At 70.0% G+C, this 17,607-nt stretch carries 16 protein-coding genes; 10 read left to right on the forward strand and 6 right to left on the reverse strand.

The annotated features are described in order from the left end of the window. Positions 1-214 precede the first annotated feature (214 nt). The 5 genes from DSC45_RS16690 (at position 215) to DSC45_RS16710 (ending at position 5,391) form a co-directional block, all read left to right on the forward strand. Complete coding sequence (locus DSC45_RS16690) at positions 215-511, forward strand: hypothetical protein (protein WP_119291621.1); 297 nt, start codon at positions 215-217, stop codon at positions 509-511. Between the two features lie 63 nt (positions 512-574). Then, positions 575-1,399 carry a hypothetical protein gene (locus tag DSC45_RS16695; RefSeq protein ID WP_119291623.1) on the forward strand — a complete coding sequence of 275 codons (825 nt, stop codon included), beginning with the start codon at positions 575-577 and terminating at the stop codon, positions 1,397-1,399. Further along, positions 1,399-3,357 carry a fumarate reductase/succinate dehydrogenase flavoprotein subunit gene (locus DSC45_RS16700; protein WP_119291624.1) on the forward strand — a complete coding sequence of 653 codons (1,959 nt, stop codon included), beginning with the start codon at positions 1,399-1,401 and terminating at the stop codon, positions 3,355-3,357. The genes DSC45_RS16695 and DSC45_RS16700 overlap by 1 nt, the downstream gene beginning before the upstream one ends. Further along, positions 3,354-4,154 carry a succinate dehydrogenase/fumarate reductase iron-sulfur subunit gene (locus DSC45_RS16705; protein ID WP_240434669.1) on the forward strand — a complete coding sequence of 267 codons (801 nt, stop codon included), beginning with the start codon at positions 3,354-3,356 and terminating at the stop codon, positions 4,152-4,154. Before DSC45_RS16700 ends, DSC45_RS16705 begins: the two co-directional genes overlap by 4 nt. Positions 4,155-4,311: 157 nt before the next feature. Continuing rightward, a complete protein-coding gene (locus DSC45_RS16710; RefSeq protein ID WP_240434686.1) occupies positions 4,312-5,391 on the forward strand; it encodes a LacI family DNA-binding transcriptional regulator in 1,080 nt (359 codons plus the stop codon). A 20-nt stretch (positions 5,392-5,411) separates the two neighbouring features. On the opposite strand, the gene DSC45_RS16715 is transcribed toward DSC45_RS16710, so the two are convergent. Further along, positions 5,412-6,233, reverse strand: a complete 822-nt coding sequence (locus DSC45_RS16715; RefSeq protein WP_119291630.1) for a helix-turn-helix domain-containing protein — start codon at positions 6,231-6,233, stop codon at positions 5,412-5,414. 107 nt (positions 6,234-6,340) lie between these two features. On the opposite strand from DSC45_RS16715, the gene DSC45_RS16720 reads away from it, so the two are divergent. Beyond that, positions 6,341-7,024 carry a class I SAM-dependent methyltransferase gene (locus tag DSC45_RS16720; protein WP_119291632.1) on the forward strand — a complete coding sequence of 228 codons (684 nt, stop codon included), beginning with the start codon at positions 6,341-6,343 and terminating at the stop codon, positions 7,022-7,024. A gap of 48 nt (positions 7,025-7,072) precedes the next feature. On the opposite strand, the gene DSC45_RS16725 is transcribed toward DSC45_RS16720, so the two are convergent. The 5 genes from DSC45_RS16725 to DSC45_RS16745 form a co-directional block, all read right to left on the reverse strand. After that, on the reverse strand, positions 7,073-7,606 hold the full coding sequence (locus DSC45_RS16725) for a formaldehyde-activating enzyme (protein WP_119291634.1): 534 nt from the start codon (positions 7,604-7,606) through the stop codon (positions 7,073-7,075). Next, on the reverse strand, positions 7,603-9,051 hold the full coding sequence (locus DSC45_RS16730) for an MFS transporter (protein WP_119291636.1): 1,449 nt from the start codon (positions 9,049-9,051) through the stop codon (positions 7,603-7,605). Before DSC45_RS16730 ends, DSC45_RS16725 begins: the two co-directional genes overlap by 4 nt. Positions 9,052-9,073: 22 nt before the next feature. Next, positions 9,074-10,537 (reverse strand): NAD-dependent succinate-semialdehyde dehydrogenase, encoded by a 1,464-nt coding sequence (locus DSC45_RS16735; RefSeq protein WP_240434670.1) that lies wholly within the window; start codon positions 10,535-10,537, stop codon positions 9,074-9,076. Positions 10,538-10,652: 115 nt separating this feature from the next. Continuing rightward, a complete protein-coding gene (locus DSC45_RS16740; RefSeq protein ID WP_162929247.1) occupies positions 10,653-11,423 on the reverse strand; it encodes an IclR family transcriptional regulator in 771 nt (256 codons plus the stop codon). Between the two features lie 73 nt (positions 11,424-11,496). Beyond that, positions 11,497-12,615: a zinc-binding dehydrogenase gene (locus DSC45_RS16745; RefSeq protein ID WP_119291642.1), complete on the reverse strand. Its 1,119-nt coding sequence runs from the start codon at positions 12,613-12,615 to the stop codon at positions 11,497-11,499. A 348-nt stretch (positions 12,616-12,963) separates the two neighbouring features. On the opposite strand from DSC45_RS16745, the gene DSC45_RS16750 reads away from it, so the two are divergent. The 4 genes from DSC45_RS16750 (at position 12,964) to DSC45_RS16765 (ending at position 17,550) form a co-directional block, all read left to right on the forward strand. Next, positions 12,964-13,530, forward strand: coding sequence for a glycerol-3-phosphate responsive antiterminator (locus tag DSC45_RS16750; protein ID WP_119291870.1), 567 nt, complete (start codon positions 12,964-12,966; stop codon positions 13,528-13,530). A 235-nt stretch (positions 13,531-13,765) separates the two neighbouring features. Further along, a complete protein-coding gene (locus tag DSC45_RS16755) occupies positions 13,766-15,082 on the forward strand; it encodes an MFS transporter (protein WP_162929248.1) in 1,317 nt (438 codons plus the stop codon). Between the two features lie 148 nt (positions 15,083-15,230). Continuing rightward, the gene (locus DSC45_RS16760) at positions 15,231-16,007 is read left to right on the forward strand and encodes an SDR family NAD(P)-dependent oxidoreductase (RefSeq protein ID WP_119291646.1); all 777 of its coding nucleotides are present in this window, start codon (positions 15,231-15,233) and stop codon (positions 16,005-16,007) included. 76 nt (positions 16,008-16,083) lie between these two features. After that, positions 16,084-17,550: an FAD-binding oxidoreductase gene (locus DSC45_RS16765; protein WP_119291648.1), complete on the forward strand. Its 1,467-nt coding sequence runs from the start codon at positions 16,084-16,086 to the stop codon at positions 17,548-17,550. Positions 17,551-17,607 lie beyond the last annotated feature (57 nt).

Here is a 17,607-nt window from a genome sequence, read left to right on the forward strand (position 1 = left end):
GCCGGACAGGCTCGATCTGCCGCAGGACGGGGGGATGGGACCGACGGGTCGCGGCGGGTGGCCGACGGGGGCGGGACGGATGGGGCCGACGGGGTCGGGGTGGGTGAAAGAGAAATCGAAAACTCTCCTACCGCTTCACAACGTGGGATGTGACGCGCGACACTCGCATGCGCATGAGCGTTGCCGCCCGCGACCGCGGAAGTGAGGGCAAGTCATGTCCCTGCACGATGACTTGACGGCGATTCAGCGAACTCTGGACGATCTCGACCGCTCGGTCGGAAGGCTGGAGCAGCACATCGGCGCCGGTGTCGACATACGCCGGGTACGCACCGACGCCGGCCATCTGCGCGACAGCGTCGCCCTGTTGGGCGAGGCCGTTGCGCAGGACACGCCCGGCCGGGATCCGGACCGGCCGGAGATGGTCACGATCCCCGACGCACCCTACGACCGCACGCTGTGGACGGACTCCGACGACGAGGGCCTCGGCGCCCGGGACCGCCGCGCGCCCTGAGCAGCACCTCGGCGCCCGCGAACGCACGCGACCCGAGCAGTCCCATCCGACGGGAGATCTTCGTTGGCCACCGGTACCGAACCCGACCTCAAGAGTCCGGGCGGTGTGCGCGGCCCGGCCCGGGCCGCCATCGCCGCCCCTCATCTGCGCACCGACCGCTGGTGGCTGCCGCCCGCCGCGACCGCCGCCGGGCTGCTCGCCTTCGTCGTGTACTCCTCCTGGCGGGCCTTCTCCAACGCGGACTACTACGCGGCGCCGTATGTGTCGCCGTTCTACTCGCCGTGCCTCGCGGAGAGCTGCGCCCCCATGAAGGGCGGCCCCAACTGGGAGCTCGTGGGCAGCTGGTGGGGCCTGTCGCCCGCCCTGATCATCCTGATCTTCCCGCTCGGCTTCCGGCTGACCTGCTACTACTACCGCAAGGCCTACTACCGGGGCTTCTGGGCCTCGCCACCGGCCTGCGCGGTCGCCGAACCGCACAAGAAGTACTCGGGCGAGACCCGCTTCCCGCTGATCCTGCAGAACCTGCACCGGTACTTCTTCTACGCCGCGATGCTGGTCGCCGTCGTCCTGACCTGGGACACCGTGCTGGCCTTCCGCGACGAGAACTACGCGTGGGGCCATATGGGCCTCGGCACCCTGGTGTTCCTGGTCAACATCGCGCTGATCTGGGCGTACACCCTGTCCTGTCACTCCTGCCGGCACATCGTCGGCGGCAAGCTCAAGCACTTCTCCAAGCACCCCGTGCGCTACCGCCTGTGGCAGTGGGTCGGCCGGCTCAACGACCGGCACATGCTGCTCGCCTGGGCCTCGCTGATCAGCGTCGCCGTGGCGGATCTGTACGTGTATCTGGTGGCGAGCGGTGCCTTCGACGATCCGAGGTTCTTCTGATGTCCCAGGTGGAACGGCAGCAGTGGGACGTGGTCGTGGTGGGGGCCGGCGGCGCCGGGCTGCGGGCCGCCATCGAGGCGCGTGAGCAGGGCCTGCGTACGGCGGTCATCTGCAAGTCGCTGTTCGGCAAGGCGCACACCGTGATGGCCGAGGGCGGCATCGCCGCCTCGATGGGCAACGTCAACGACGGTGACAACTGGCAGGTGCACTTCCGCGACACCCTGCGCGGCGGCAAGTTCCTCAACCAGTGGCGGATGGCCGAACTGCACGCACAGGAGGCGCCCGACCGGGTCTGGGAGCTGGAGACCTGGGGCGCGCTCTTCGACCGCACCGGCGACGGCCGCATCTCGCAGCGCAACTTCGGCGGGCACGAGTACCCGCGTCTGGCGCACGTCGGCGACCGCACCGGCCTGGAGCTGATCCGCACCCTGCAGCAGAAGGTGGTGTCCCTGCAGCAGGAGGACGCGGCCCGACTCGGCGACCACGAGGCCCGGTTGAAGGTCTTCCAGGAGTGCACGGTGACCCGGGTGATCAAGGAGTCGGGTGACGGCGGCCGGGTGGCCGGGGTGTTCGGCTACGACCGCGAGTCCGGTCGCTTCTTCGTTCTGGAGGCGCCCTCGGTGGTCGTCGCCACCGGCGGCATCGGCAAGTCCTTCAAGGTGACGTCCAACTCGTGGGAGTACACCGGGGACGGGCACGCGCTCGCGCTGCTCGCCGGGGCGCCGCTCCTGAACATGGAGTTCGTGCAGTTCCACCCCACCGGCATGGTCTGGCCGCCCTCGGTGAAGGGCATCCTCGTCACCGAGTCGGTGCGTGGCGACGGCGGGGTGCTCAGGAACTCCGAGGGCAAGCGGTTCATGTTCGACTACATCCCGGACGTGTTCAAGGAGAAGTACGCCCAGTCCGAGGAGGAGGGCGACCGCTGGTACGAGGATCCGGACAACAACCGCAGGCCGCCCGAACTCCTCCCCCGCGACGAGGTGGCCCGCGCCATCAACTCCGAGGTGAAGGAGGGCCGCGGCTCCCCGCACGGCGGGGTGTTCCTGGACGTGTCGACGCGGATGTCCGCCGAGGTGATCCGGCGCCGACTCCCGTCCATGTACCACCAGTTCAAGGAACTCGCGGACGTCGACATCACCGCGGAGGCGATGGAGGTCGGCCCGACCTGCCACTACGTGATGGGTGGCATCGCGGTGGAGTCGGACACCGCGGCCGCGGTCGCCGTACCCGGTCTCTATGCGGCCGGTGAGGTCGCGGGAGGTATGCACGGGTCCAACCGGCTCGGCGGCAACTCACTGTCCGACCTGCTGGTCTTCGGCCGCCGAGCCGGACTGCACGCCGCCCGGTACGCGGCCGGTCTCGAGCGCCGTCCCGTACTGGACGAGGAGGCCATCGACGCGGCCGCGGACGAGGCGCTGCGACCGTTCTCCGCTCAGGGCCCGGCGCCCGGTGACGAGGACGGCCGGCCACCGGAGAACCCGTACACCCTGCATCAGGAACTCCAGCAGTCGATGAACGACCTGGTCGGCATCATCCGCAGGGAGGGCGAGATGCGGCAGGCGCTGCAGCGGCTCTCCGAGCTGCGGGTACGGGCCTGGCGCGCGGGCGTGGAGGGGCACCGGCAGTTCAACCCCGGCTGGCACCTCGCCCTGGACCTCAGGAACATGCTCCTGGTCAGCGAGTGCATCGCCCGCTCCGCCCTGGAGCGCACCGAGAGCCGCGGCGGCCACACCCGCGAGGACTTCCCCGGGATGGACCGCGGATGGCGCCGGGCGAATCTGCTGTGCCGGCTCGCCGATCCGGAAGCGGCCCGCAGGGGCCCGCAGGCCGCGGACCCGGTGCGCGGCCAGATCCGCCTCGAACGGGTCGAGACCGAGCCGATCCGCCCCGACCTGCTCGCCCTCTTCGAGAAGGAGGAGCTGGTGAAGTACCTGGCCGAAGAGGAGCTTTTCGAGTGACGACGACAAGCGTGCCGCCCGCCTCCACCTCCTACACCGGGCGTTTCCGGGTGTGGCGCGGTGACATCGACGGCGGCGACCTGGCGGACTTCGAGGTCGAGGTCAACGAGGGCGAGGTGGTCCTCGACATCATCCACCGGCTGCAGGCGACCCAGGCACCGGACCTCGCCGTGCGCTGGAACTGCAAGGCGGGCAAGTGCGGTTCGTGCAGTGCGGAGGTGAACGGCCGGCCGCGGCTGCTGTGCATGACGCGGATGTCGGTGTTCACCCGCGAGGAGACGATCACGGTGACGCCGCTGCGGGCCTTCCCCGTGGTGCGGGACCTGGTCACCGATGTGTCGTTCAACTACACCAAGGCCCGCGAGGTGCCGTCCTTCGTGCCGCCGCAGGGGGTGGCTCCGGGTGAGTACCGGATGATGCAGGAGGACGTGGACCGGCCGCAGGAGTTCCGTAAGTGCATCGAGTGCTTCCTGTGCCAGGACACCTGCCATGTGGTCCGTGACCACGAGGAGAACAAGGGCGCCTTCGCCGGTCCGCGGTTCCTGATGCGGGTCGCCGAGCTGGACATGCATCCGCTGGACGCGGCCGCCGAGTCGGGACTCGACCGGAAGACGACCGCGCAGGACGAGCACGGTCTCGGCTACTGCAACATCACGAAGTGCTGTACGGAGGTCTGTCCCGAGGGCATCCGGATCACCGACAATGCCTTGATCCCGCTGAAGGAGCGCGCGGCGGACCGTAAGTACGACCCGCTGGTCTGGCTCGGGAACAAGATCCGGAGGCGGGGCGAGCAGTAGCCGTGCCCGGCCTGCGACCTGGGCCCATGCCGGGCGGTGGGGCGGGGACGGGGCAGTACGACCTTGCCCGCGCCTCCCTCGGCACCTAGGATGAATGCGCTTTCATCCCGTACGGCACCCAAGGCGAGCAGGCGATCCGGTGAGTTCAACCCCCACGGTGTACGACGTGGCCGAGCGGTCGGGCGTATCCATCGCGACGGTCTCCCGGGTCTACCGCAACCCCGACTCCGTGCGCGAGAAGACCCGGGACAAGGTCCTCGCCGCGGCCCGCGAGCTCGGCTACGTGCCGAGCGGCAACGCCCGCGGGCTCGCCAGCCGTTCCACCGGCGTCCTCGGCCTCTGCTTCCCGGACTACTCGGACCCGGACACCGAGTCCGAGGCCGCGGCGGCAGCCGCCGGCACGGAGGCCGACGACGACCACGCCTTCATGCTGTACTCCGACCAGATCATCCGGGGCATGGAACGGGCCGCCCGCCGGCACGGGTACGCCCTGCTGATCGCGGCCTCGCTGAGCGGCGGTCCGGAGAGCCTGGTGGCGAAGGTCGCCGGACGCGTGGACGGCTTCGCGGTGCTGGCCAGGACGGTGCCGACGGAGGACCTCGAGGTGATATCCCGTCGGCTCCCCGTGGTGATGCTGGCCGGTCCGCGCGATCCGGAGGGCCCCGACCACCTGGACCACATCGAGGTGGCCAACGCCGACGGACAGCGTGAGATCACCCGCCACCTCATCGAGGACCACGGTCTGCGGCGGCTCGCGTTCGTCGGCGGCGTCGAGGACTCCCCCGACGCCCAGGCCCGCTTCGACGGGTACGCGGCGGCTCGGCGCGACGCCGGCCTACCGGTACCTGAATCCCCTGACGTACGACCGGAGTTGATGACCCAGGCCGAGGGCGCGAAGGCCGTCGAGGCACTGCTCGACCGAGCGGGGACGCAGGTGCCGCAGGGCATCCTGTTCGCGAACGACCAGATGGCGATCGGGGCACTGCACGCGCTCGAGCGGCGCGGTCTGCGGGTGCCGCAGGACGTGGCCGTCACCGGGTTCGACGGCATCCCGCTCGGCCGGCTCGTCCGGCCCGCGCTGACGACGGTGCGCCAGCCGATGCGCCGGCTCGGTGAGGAGGCCGTCGACCTCCTGGTCCACCGGCTCGGCTCGGCGGGCTCCGCGGGCGAGCCGGAGTCCCGGGTGCTGCCGGTGGATGTGGTGCGGCGGGAGAGCTGCGGGTGCGGGGCGGGCTGAGTCAGCCCTGCCGCTCCCTCTCAGCCCGCGGGCGGCACCCCGCGCGCCACCGCGCCGGGGGTGCAGCCCGCGAAGGCGAGTACGTCGCGGTGGAGATGCGGCTGATCGACGTAGCCGCAGGCCGTCGCGACGTCGATCGGACTCACGCCCGACCGCAGCGCGCGTGCCGCGTGGTCGAAGCGCACGAGCATCGCCGCGCGCTTCGGCGTGAGGCCGATCTGATCGCTGAACCGGGACCAGAGCCGCTTACGGCTCCACCCGCAGGACGCCGCGAGGTCGGCGATCCGCACCCGGCCCCTGCGGGTCACGATGTGCTGCCAGACGGCGGCGACCTCGGGCGCGACCTCGGGTGCCCGTTCGGCCCGCCGTACGAGGAACTCGTCGGTGAGCGCGAGGCGTTGCTGCCAGGAGGAGGTGTCGGAGAGCTTCTCGCGAAGCTGCCGGCCGGATCTGCCCCACACCTCGTCGAGCCCGGCCTGCGACCCGGCGAACTCACGTGGCGAGACACCGAGCAGGCCGTATGCGGACCGGGGCGAGAGCCGCATCTCGAGGCACTCGCCGTGATCGCCGCGTACCCGGCTCGGGCCCGGCGCGAGCGCGGCCACGAAGCCGTTCAGGGGCCGGCTGCCGCCGGAGTTCTCGACGGTGAACGGCTGGTCCCCGAGCCCGATCACGACCACCACCACCGGCTGCGGGACCACGTACAGATCGAGCCCGCCGGCCGCACTGTCCCGGAAGCCGGCCATCCGGACGCCGTCGAGCGAGGCCGTGCCGTGGGCGATCTCCCAGCCGTCCTCGCTCCCGTGCTCCGCCAGGTCGAGCCCGGCTTCCTGGCTGCTCATGGCTTCCAGTGTCGCCCAGGACGCGGCGCCTGTCTTGGACGAATGTCCCCCGCGGAGTTCTCGTACGGCACGCGGGATTGTCGGACCCGGCAACTAAGGTCGCGCGCATGGTCGAAGACGATGCTCTCCAGGTGACGCGCGAGGCGTACGACGCCGTCGCCTCCACCTATGCGCAGTTGTTCCGCGACTCGCTGCGGGACAGTCCGGTGGACCGGGCGGCCCTGGGGCTTTTCGCCGAGGCGGTACGGACGAGCGGGGGCGGGCCCGTCGGGGATCTGGGGTGCGGACCCGGTCATGTCACCGCGTATCTCGCTGAGTTGGGGCTCGCGGCGTTCGGTGTCGACGCCTCGGGCGCGATGGTCGAGCTGGCGCGGGAGGCTCACCCCTCGCTGCGGTTCGACGTGGGCTCGATGACCGCGTCGGACATCGCCGACGGGGAACTGGCCGGCGTCCTCGCGCGGTGGTCGGTGATCCACACACCGCCGGAGCAACTCCCTCTCGTCCTGGCGGAGTTCCATCGCGTACTGGCAGCCGGCGGCCACCTCCTGATCGGCTTCTGGGCGAGCGAGGACGCGTCCCACCGGACGCAGGTGTTCGACCACGCGGTCGCGCCGGCGTATCGCTGGTGCCCCGATCACCTCGCCGCGCTGCTGCGCACGGCCGGCCTGGCCGAGGTGGCCCGGCTGACCCGCGAGCCACGGCCCACCGATCGGCGGCAGTTCCGGGAGACCCATCTGCTGGTGCGCAAGGGCGCTGAGCAGAGCGGGAGTCGGGGCGGCGGGGGCCGCTGAAGCGCGTTGTCGCGGGCGGTGCTGGGCGGCCCCCGGTGCCGCGTCCGCTCAGCCGCCGTAGAAGGGGTGGGTGAGGGTGTCACGGTCCTCCACCAGGCGCCGGGCGTCCTCGGGAGCGCGTCCCGTGACGGCCTCGCGCAGGGCCGCGGCGGTGGCGGTGCGCGCGGCGTCGCGCACCGGCTCGTGCTCCTCGGCCTCGGGGTTGAGCCAGAGGGAGACGAAGACCTGGTGGGACTGGTCGGTGGCGAGCAGCCCTTCGGCGACCACGTCGAGCACGGCCTGGGCGATGCCGACCTGGCAGGCGCCGGCGGCCAGCGCGCCGAGCAGGTCGGTGTCGAGTTCGGTCTTGTTGAGCATGAGGGTCGGCGGGTTGACCGTCTCGTACGAGGGCTGGTCGGGGCCGACGCAGACCAGGATCGGGGTGAAGCCGCTGGTCGGGCCTGCGAAGGTGGTGGCCATCGCGGCCGAGGTGGCCGAACCGCGTTCGGCGAGCAGGACGTTGACGTGCACGCCGTTCGGATTGGTGCCGCCCCAGCCCTGGGCCAGGCGCCCGTCGAGGCTCTCGGGAGTGTGCGCGGTCATGAGGATGATCCTTTCGAGGTCGTGGTCGAGGTCGAGGTCGAGGTCGAGGTCGGAAGCGTGGAGGCGGCGGCGTCCCTGCCGCCGGTGACCGACAGGGCGCGTCCCGCCGTCTCCGGAGCCATCACCAGGGACACCACACCGCCCAGGAAGCAGACCGCCGCGGTGATCCCGAGTGTCGGCGCGAGGCCGAGCCCGGTGAGCGACAGCGGCAGCACGAAGGTGCCGATCGCCGCGCCCACCCGGGAGGCCGCCGCCGAGACGCCCATGCCGGTGGTACGCACGGAGGTGGGGAACACCTCGAGCGGATAGACCCCGGGCAGGATGCTCATCACCCCGTACGCGAAGAGGTACAGGAAGAAGAACGTCACGATCAGCGGCTGCGGGAGATGAGCGCTCAGCGCGACGGCGAGCAGCGCCACACCCGTGACGAACATCGGCAGTACGAGGATCTTGCGGCGGCCCACCCGGTCGATCAGGAACCAGCCGAGTGCGGCACCCGCGAGTGCGACCAGGGTCCCGAACACGGCGGTGAGCAGCGGGTCGGAGATCCCGATGGTGCCGAGGATGTCCGCCTGGAAGAAGGTGATCGCGAAGTACGGCAGGACGATACAGATCCAGAACACGCTGCAGAACAGCGTCCGGCCGAGGTAGTCGCGGTGGAACAGCGTGCGGTACGGAGTGCCGGACCGCTCCTCCCCCGCCGCCTGCTCGTCGGCGAACTCGGCATCTCCGGCGGGCACTTGGAGGTGTTCGCTGAGGATCTTCTCCGCCTCGGCCCGCCGCCCGTGCGCGATCAGCCAGCGCGGGGATTCGGGCAGACCGTGCCGCAGCCCGAGCACGACCGCCGCGGGGACGGTGCCGAGGGCCAGTGCCCAGCGCCAGGCCTCGGGATCGGCCCGGGTGATGAAGAATCCGGCGGCGAACGCCACGACGTACCCGACGTTCCAGAGGATCTCCAGGACGCCCAGGTAGTGGCCGCGGCTGTGGGCCGGGGCGAACTCGCCGAGCATGGGCGACCCGATGGCGTAGTCGCCGCCGACCGCGAAGCCCATCACCACACCGAGTACGACGATCTGCCACGGGTCGGTGACGAAGAACATCAGCACCGAGGCGACCAGGAAGAGGCAGAGATCGGCGGTGAACATCGGGCGCCGGCCGAACCGGTCGGTCAACTGGCCGACCACCGGGCCGCCGATGATCGTGCCGACCAGGGTGGAGGCGGAGATCATGCTCAGCCACAGCGGCGTGATCCCCAGATCGTCCCGGAACACCTGTCCCGCCACGACCACGGCTATACAGGCGAAGACGAATCCGTCGATGAACATCCCGCCGCCGGTCGCGGCGGTCAGCCGGCGCAGGAAGCGACGACGCTGCCGGTCGGCCGCGCTCTGCTCCGGGACCTTCGGTATCTCTCCGCGCGTGGGCGCGGGGGACAGTGTTGTCACAGGAAAACCACCCTCCCGGCGGTCAGATGGCCACGTTCAGGTACTGCGTCTCCAGGTACTCCTCGATGCCGGTCCGGCCGCCCTCGCGGCCGAGCCCGGAGGCCTTGACGCCTCCGAAGGGGGCGCCGGGTTCGGAGACCACGCCGGTGTTGACGCCGACCATGCCGGTCTCCAGCGCTTCACTCACCCGCAGGGCGCGCGAGAGATCGCGGGTGAAGACGTACGCCGAGAGGCCGTAGGGCGTGGCGTTGGCGTAGGCGACCGCTTCGTCCTCGGTGGTGAAGGTGGAGACGGGCGCGACCGGGCCGAAGATCTCCTCGTGCGCGATCCGGGCGTCGGGGGCGACGTCGGTGAGGACCGTCGGACGGTAGAAGTAGCCCGGGCCGTCGACGGCGGACCCGCCGGTGAGCACCTTGGCACCGGCGTCGACGGCGTCCTCGACGAGGGCTGCGACCTTGTCTCGCTGGCGTGCGTCGATCAGCGGTCCCAGGGTGCTGCCCTCGGCGAAGCCGGGGCCCGGTACCAGGGCGCGCACCCGCTCGGTGAACCTGGCGGTGAACTCCTCGGCCACCTCGTGGTGGACGAGGAACCGGTTGGCGGCGACGCAGGACTCGCCGCCGTTGCGGAACTTGGCGACCATCGCGCCGTCCACCGCGGCGTCCAGGTCGGCGTCGGCGAAGACCAGGAAGGGGCCGTTGCCGCCCAACTCCATGGAGGTGCGCTGCACTTGCTCCGCCGACTGCCGGATCAGGAGCGAGCCGACCCGGGTGGATCCGGTGAACGACACCTTGCGCAGCCGCGGGTCCGCCATCAGTGCCTCGGAGACCTCGGCGTCGCGCGTGGTGGACACCAGGTTCACCGCGCCGTCCGGGAGTCCGATGCCGACGAGCACCTCGGTGAGCAGTGCCGCGGTGAGCGGTGTCTGGGCCGCGGGCTTGATCACCGTGGCGCAGCCGGCGGCGAGTGCGGCTCCGACCTTGCGGGTCAGCATCGCCAGCGGGAAGTTCCACGGTGTGATCAGGAGGGCAGGGCCGACCGGGCGGCGGGTGGTGATGATCCGGTTGGTGCCGTTCGGGGCCGGGCCGAACTCGCCGTGGACCGCGACCGCTTGCTCGGCGAACCAGCGCAGGAACTCGGCGCCGTAGGCCACTTCGCCGCGCGCCTCGGCGAGCGGCTTGCCCATCTCGGCGGTGATCACCTGGGCGAAGTCCTCGGCCCGTGCGGTGACCGCGTCGTATGCGGCGCGCAGCCATTCGGCCCGCTGTCGCGCCGAACCGGCGGCGAGTGCCGGCTGCGCGGCGGCGGCCGCGTCGAGCGCCGCCCGCGCGTCGGCCACGCTCGCGTCGGCGACCTCGGCGATCGTCTCGCCGGTCGCCGGGTCCTCGACGCGGAACCGGCTCGCGGTCTCCCGGTGCGCTCCGCCGAAGTGCAGGCGCGGGTCGACGCGTTCGGCCGCGGCGCGCGCAGCGTCTGTCATATCCGTCATGGGATGAACCTTCCGACATCTTTCATCGTGTTCGAGGCAGCCCGAAGGGCCACCGGGCGGTGCCGTCGCCGGCGCCGTCAGTGTTCGGTCGTGCAGGTACGGCCAGGCGTACCGGTCAGAGGTACCGGCCGAGCTCTTCGGCGCCCGACCGCAGGTCACCGACCAGCTGTTCGGCGTGCTCGCCCGGAACCTCGGCCGTCGGTACGCAGGCGGTGACCGCGGCGACCGCGGACCCCGCCCGGTCGAGCACCGGCACGGAGAAGCAGGACAGGTGCCGCGCCGACTCCTCGACCTCGGATCCCCAGCCGCGGGTGCGGATGGTGCTCAGTTCCGCGCGCAGCCGCTTCTCGTCGGTGATGGTCCGGTCGGTGAGTTCGGCCAGTCCCGCGTCGAGCACCGGGGTGAGGGCCGCCTCGTCCCGGAAGGCGAGGATGGCCTTGCCGCTGGCCGACGCGTGGGCCGGCAGCCGACGGCCGACCCGGGTGAACAGCCGAACGGCCTGGGTGGTTTCGACGTAGGCGACGAAGGTGACCTCGGCGCCGGAGAGCACCGCGAGCTGGATCGTCTCGTCGTGCCGGTCCCTGATGCGTTCCGCCACCGAGTAGAAGGGGGCGATGAGACCGGTGTGCGGGTGCCCGGACGCCTGCGCGTAGAGCGCGAGCCTGCTGCCGAGCACGTAGCGGCCGTCGTTGCCGTCCTTGGTCACCGCGCCCAGGTCCTGCAGCGTGCGCAGCAGTCGGTGCGTGGTGCTCTTCGACAGGCCCAGGCGTTCCACCAGGTCACTCAGCCGGAGTCCCCTGCGGTGCTCGGCCAGCGTGTCGAGCAGGTCGAAGGCCTGCACGACGGCCGGGACACGGTAGGCGGGGGACGATGCTCGCTCACTCATGATCGGCCCCCTACCCTCCGTTCCGTTTTCGATGACCCTCATCGGCAGATCGGCACCTCCCCGACCATCCGGGTCAGTTCACGAGGTCCGGGTCGACGATGACGACGCCGCGCCGGTTGCTGCCCGCCGCGAGGTCGTCGAAGGCGGTGTCGAGTTCGTCGAAGCGGTACGTCTGCGAGACGAGCTTGTCGATCGGCAGCCGTCCGCTCGCGAAGAGGGACAGCAGCTTGGGGATGTCCTGTCCCGGACGGCTGGATCCGTAGAGGCTGCCGGTCAGGAACTTCTCCTCGCGTACGAACCGGGCGCCCGGCACCTGCGCGTAGGAGTCGGCCGCCGGCACGCCCACGCACACCACGGTGCCGCCCGGGGTGGTCGCGTCGAAGGCCTGCTCGAGGAGGCCGTTCGCGCCGACCGCGTCGATCGCGACGTCGGCGCCCGCGCCACCGGTGAGCCTGCGCACGGTGGCCACCACGTCGTCGGAGGGGGCGAGCATGCGGGTCGCTCCGAAGATCTCGGCTCCGGCGCGCTTGTCCTCCTGCGGGTCGACCACGATGATCTGGTCCGCGCCCGCCAACTGCGCGCCCATGACGGCACTGAGCCCCACGCCACCGGCTCCGTAGATGACGACGGTGTCGCCCGGCGCGACCTTCGCGCGGTTGACCACGGCGCCGTAGCCGGTGAGCACGCCGCAGCCGGCCAGCGCGGCCACGTCCAGCGGGACGGAGTCGGGGATCTTCACCGCACTGGCCGCCGGTACGACGGTGTGGTCGGCGAAGGTCGACAGGAACGAGTAGTGGTGGATGTCCTGGTCGCCGTCGTGCATCCGGACGGTCCCGTCCATCAGCGTCCCCGCGAGGAGCGCGGGTGCGCTCGCGGAGCACAGCACCGGTCGCCCGGCCGTGCAGTAGCGGCACGTCCCGCAGTTGGGCATCCAGGAGAGGGCGACATGGTCGCCGGGGACGACGTGGGTGACGCCCTCGCCCGTGTCGACGACCACGCCCGCGCCCTCGTGGCCGAGCACGCAGGGCATCGGCGAGGGGATACGTCCGCTGCGGGTGTGTGCGTCGCTGGCGCAGACACCGGTGGCAGCGATCTTGACCAGTACCTCGTCGCGCCGGGGCGGATCGAGGGTGAGACGACGGAAGTCGTGCGGCGCGTTCAGTGCGCTGAGCACGGCTGCGGTGATCTCCATGGGGCGGCTCCGTTACGACACGGCCCTCGGGCCGGGGAAAGGAATGGAGGAGAAGGCCGATCCGGCGGTTCCAGATACGGAACAGGTTCCGGGTGGCGAAATCGAGTGTGGAGTCCTGCGGAGCGAGGTGTCAATCCCCATCCTGGGGTGGTGATGTGACGGCTCGTCATTTACCGGGGAAGCGGGCCGGTGACCTGGTAGATCGCTGGGAGAAGGCAGCCATGGAGGCACTCGGCGGGACAGGGCCGGACGGTGGAGCCGGGGGCGACCCCCGTCAGTCGCGACGGAGTCGTACCGTGGAGCACCCCGCCCATGGAGCACCCGCCCCCGTCACTTCCGGAGACCACCGTGAGCCGCTCTCTGCTGGACCTCCTGGAGGAGAACCCCGTCGTCGCCAGCGTGAAGGACGAGGAGGGGCTCGAGGCCGTACTGCGCACCGACTGCCCGGTCGTGTTCCTGCTGTACGGATCCGTGCTCGACATTTCGTCGACGGTGCGCAGACTCAAGGACGCCGGACGCACCGTACTCGTGAACGTCGACCTTCTGGAAGGCCTTGCGGGCAAGGAGATCGTCGTTTCCTTCATCCGCGAGAACACCGCCGCGGACGGAATTCTCAGTTCGAAGGCATTCATGGTGCGAGCGGCCCGGGAGCAGGGGCTTTTCGCCGTGCACCGGTTCTTCCTGATCGACTCGTTCTCGTACCGCAACCTCGCCCGGCAGCTGAGCATCTCGAAGGCGGACGCCATCGAGATCCTGCCGGGCTGCATGCCCCGGGTGATCGGCTGGGTCGTCGCCGACATCGACGCCCCGGTCATCGCCGGCGGGCTCGTGTGCGACAAGGAAGACGTGATCGCCGCACTTCAGGCGGGTGCTACGGCCATCGCCTCGTCCAACCAGGACGTCTGGCGGATGTGACACGGGTCTCCATTGACAGGCCGGGGAGCACGGTTCTAACGTGCTCGGCAGACGGCGGTGAACCGCCCGAAAACTTCAGATGTTGTTCCGGTTCTTGACCGGAGCAGTTGCTAGAGCCGAGAGAACAGCAACCTTCCTGCACAGGGAGATTGCTGTTCTTTTTTTGTGTCCTTTTCCACGAAGGGGTGGTCACTGTGACGTGTCCCAGGGCGTTCGGCGCCTATCGAGCCGCGCGATGACGGCGCCCGGAGGGAAGCAGAAGTGGGTCAGCTTCTTCTTGCTCTCGATGACCGGCGGCGTGATTTTCCAGGTCGCCTATATTCGCTTCGTCTACCTGGGCCCCACCGCACGGGCACTTGAACTCACGTCGCAGGACTACGGAAACATCGTCTCCGTGTTCGGCATCGTGGCGATGGTGATGTATTTCTTCGGCGGCTGGTTCGCGGACCGCTATCCGCCGAAGCGGCTGATCGTCATCGCCCTGGCCGGTGTCGGCGTACTCGACCTGTACCTCTCCCTCGCGCCCGGTTACCTGGGCACGCTCGCCGCACACGTACTGACCGCCGTACTCGGGATGGGGCTGTACTGGCCCGCTCTGGTGAAGGCGATCGGGATGCTCGGGGACTCCTCCGAGCAGGGCCGGCTCTTCGGGTTCCTGGAGGGTGTGCGCGGGATCGTGTCCACGGTGGTGGGCTTCGCCGGCACGGTGGTCGTGTCCGTCGCGGTCGCCGAATCGGCGGGAGTGCTGTGGCTGATCCGGGTCTACGGCCTGCTGTGCTTCCTGCTCGCCGTATCGATCGGCGTGTTCGTCAAGGAGAACCGGGAGCAGCTGGCCCGTCTCGGCAGCAGCTCGGTCACCCTGCGGCAGCTGCTCGCCGCGGCGAAGAACAAGTACACATGGCTGATCGGCCTGACCGCGATGCTGATGTACTGCTTCTACACCACCCTCGGCTACTTCTCGCCGCTGCTCGAGCACCAGTACGGCGTGGCCGCGGCCATGATCGCCGTGATCGGCGTGGTCCGCACCTACGTCTTCCAGTTCGTCGCCGGTCCGATCGGCGGCGTGGTCGTCGACAAGGTCACCCGGTCCTCGCCCCGCTTCCTGCGCTGGATGTTCGCCGGCAGCGCGATGATCGCCCTCCTCTTCCTGGTCCTTCCGCGTCAACCCGCCCTGGCCTGGGTGGCGTTGGTCCTGATGTTCGTCCTGTGCTTCATGGTCTTCGCCAGCCGTGGGGTGTACTGGGCGACCATCGGTGAGGTCGGTGTGCCGGAGAGCCAGCGCGGCGGTGTGATCGGCCTGGCCTCCGGACTCGCGTACCTGCCGGACGCCTTCCTGCCGACGCTGGCCGCGTGGTGGATCGGCGATCCGGACGCCAGCCCCGCTGTGCCGGAGCGCGGCGGCGGCTACTCGGCGCTGTTCGCCTTCCTCCTCGTCACGGCCCTGCTCGGTCTGGTGATGACCACCCTGACCCTCAGGTCGCGCAGGCGGGACCTGGCCGACGCGGCCGCGGCGGAACCCGCCTCGGACCCCGCACCGGTGGAAAGCTCCTGAGTCACCCGACACCCGGCGACGGCACGCCCCCGCCGCCGTACGCCGACGAACCTCGCGGTGGACGCGGCCACCCACCGGGCCGTACCCCGCACCCGCCCACCACGACCGCACGGTCACCCAGCACTTCCACGACAAGCAGGTGAGCACCATGGACATCCACGACTTCTCTCTCGACCTCTTCTCGCTCGAGGGCCGCAACGCCATCGTCACCGGCGGGAACACCGGCCTCGGCCAGGCGTTCTCGATCGCCCTGGCCAAGGCGGGCGCCAACGTGTTCGTCCCCGCGCTCGTCGAGGACGACGGCGGGACCCGCAAGCAGATCGAGGCCGCGGGACGCCGCATGGAGTTCCTGGCCGCCGACCTCACCCGTCCCGGCGTACCGAAGCAGGTCGTCGAGGGCTGTGTGGACGCCTTCGGCTCCGTCGACATCGTGGTGAACTCCGCGGGCATCAACAAGCTGGGCGAGGTCACCGAGTTCGACCGTGAGCAGTGGGACCCGATGATCGGCGTGAACCTCACGGCGCCGTTCGAACTGGGCCACGAGGCAGCGAAGTTCATGATCGAGCAGCGCTCCGGGAAGATCATCAACATCGCCTCGCTCTTCTCGTTCCTCGGCGGCCGGATGTCTCCCGCCTACGCGGCGTCCAAGCACGGCATCGTCGGTTTCACCAAGGCCTACTGCGACGAGCTCGCGCAGTACAACATCCAGGTCAACGCCATCGCCCCGGGCTACTTCGCCACCAAGCTCACCGAGGCCACGCGGGCGGACCCGGCGGCCGACCGCCAGGTGCGCGACCACATCCCGGCCGGCCGCTGGGGTGACGTCGCCGACCTGATGGGCGCCACCGTCTTCCTCGCCAGCCGCGCCTCCGACTACGTCAACGGCCATGTCCTCAGCGTCGACGGCGGCTACCTGGTGCGCTGAAGCCCACCGCGCCGCATCACAGGGCCCCTCGCGCCCGAACCGCACCCCCGCACAGAACACGAAGGTGAACAGTCCCATGGTCAAGTCCCAGGCAGCACCGAGCAGCGAAGAGATCGTCACGGCGCTCCAGGAGCTGGTCGGCGCCGAGCAGATCGTCACCGACGCCGACGAACTGCGTGAGGCGAGCGTCGACCGGTTCAAGAAGTACACGGCGGTGCACGGCATCTACGACGGCCCGTTCCCCGCGGCCATCGTCAACGCCACCGACACCGACACCGTCTCCAAGGTCCTCGCCTACGCCAACGACCACCGCATCAACGTGGTGGCCCGCACCGGCCGCACCAGCACCGAGGGCGGACTCGAGACGTCCGTCGAGAACACGATCGTGCTCGACGGCTCGGGCCTGGACACCATCGTCTCCATCGACACCGAGAACATGCAGGCCACGGTCGGCTGCGGCGTACAACTGCAGACCCTCGAGGACACCCTGCGCGCCCAGGGCTACACCACCGGACACTCGCCGCAGTCCAAGCCGCTCGCCCAGTACGGCGGCCTGGTCGCCACCCGGTCCATCGGACAGTTCTCCACTCTCTACGGGGCCATCGAGGACATGGTGGTGGGCCTGGAGGCCGTCTTCCCCGACGGTTCCGTCAGCCGGATCAAGAACGTCCCGCGCCGCTCCACCGGACCCGACATCCGTCACCTCGTCATCGGCAACGAGGGCGCGCTCTGCTACGTCACCGAAGTGACCGTCAAGATCTTCAAGTACCAGCCGGAGAACAACGAGTTCCACGGCATCCTCGTCGACGACATGGCCACCGGCACCGCGATCATCCGCGAGGTCGTCACCGACGGCTTCCACCCGTCGGTGGTCCGCCTCTACTCCCCCGAGGACGCGCGGCAGCACTTCTCGCACTTCTACGACGGCAAGTGCGTCGTGATCTTCGTCGTCGAGGGCCCCGAGGGCATCGTCCGCGCCACCAGCGAGGAGATCGAGCGCGTCACCTCGCAGCACGCGCACACCGCGGTCGACGCGAAGCTGGTCGAGGACTGGTTCGACCAGCTCAACTGGGGCGCAGACAAGATCGAGGCCGAGAAGCGCGTCATGCTGGAGAAGGCCGAGCTGGGTTACACCACCGAGGTCTCCTGCGACTGGTCCGAGGTCGTCGAGCTGTACGAGTCCGTACTCCACCGGGTGCGCACGGAGTTCCCCGCCGCGGACGATCTGACGATGCTCGGCGCCCACTCCTCGCACAGCTACCAGACGGGCACGAACCTGTACTTCGTCTACGACTACACGATCAACTGCGAGCCCCGCGAGGAGATCGAGAAGTACCACAAGCCGCTGAACGCGATCATCGTCGAGGAGGCGCTCAGGGTCGGCGGTTCGATGGTCCACCACCACGGCATCGGCAAGTACCGCGCCGCCTGGACCAAGGAGGAGCACGGCAGCGCGTACCCGCTGCTCGCCGCGCTGAAGTCGACCTTCGACCCGAACGGCATCATGAACCAGGGCACGATCTTCCCGGTCGAGAACGCCTGACCGGCACCGCCCGCGGGCGGGCGCGCAGTACCCGCGCCCGCCCGCACCCCCGTCCCC

The sequence above is a fragment of the Streptomyces sp. YIM 130001 genome, from assembly GCF_003574445.1.
Classification (GTDB): Bacteria; Actinomycetota; Actinomycetes; order Streptomycetales; family Streptomycetaceae; genus Streptomyces.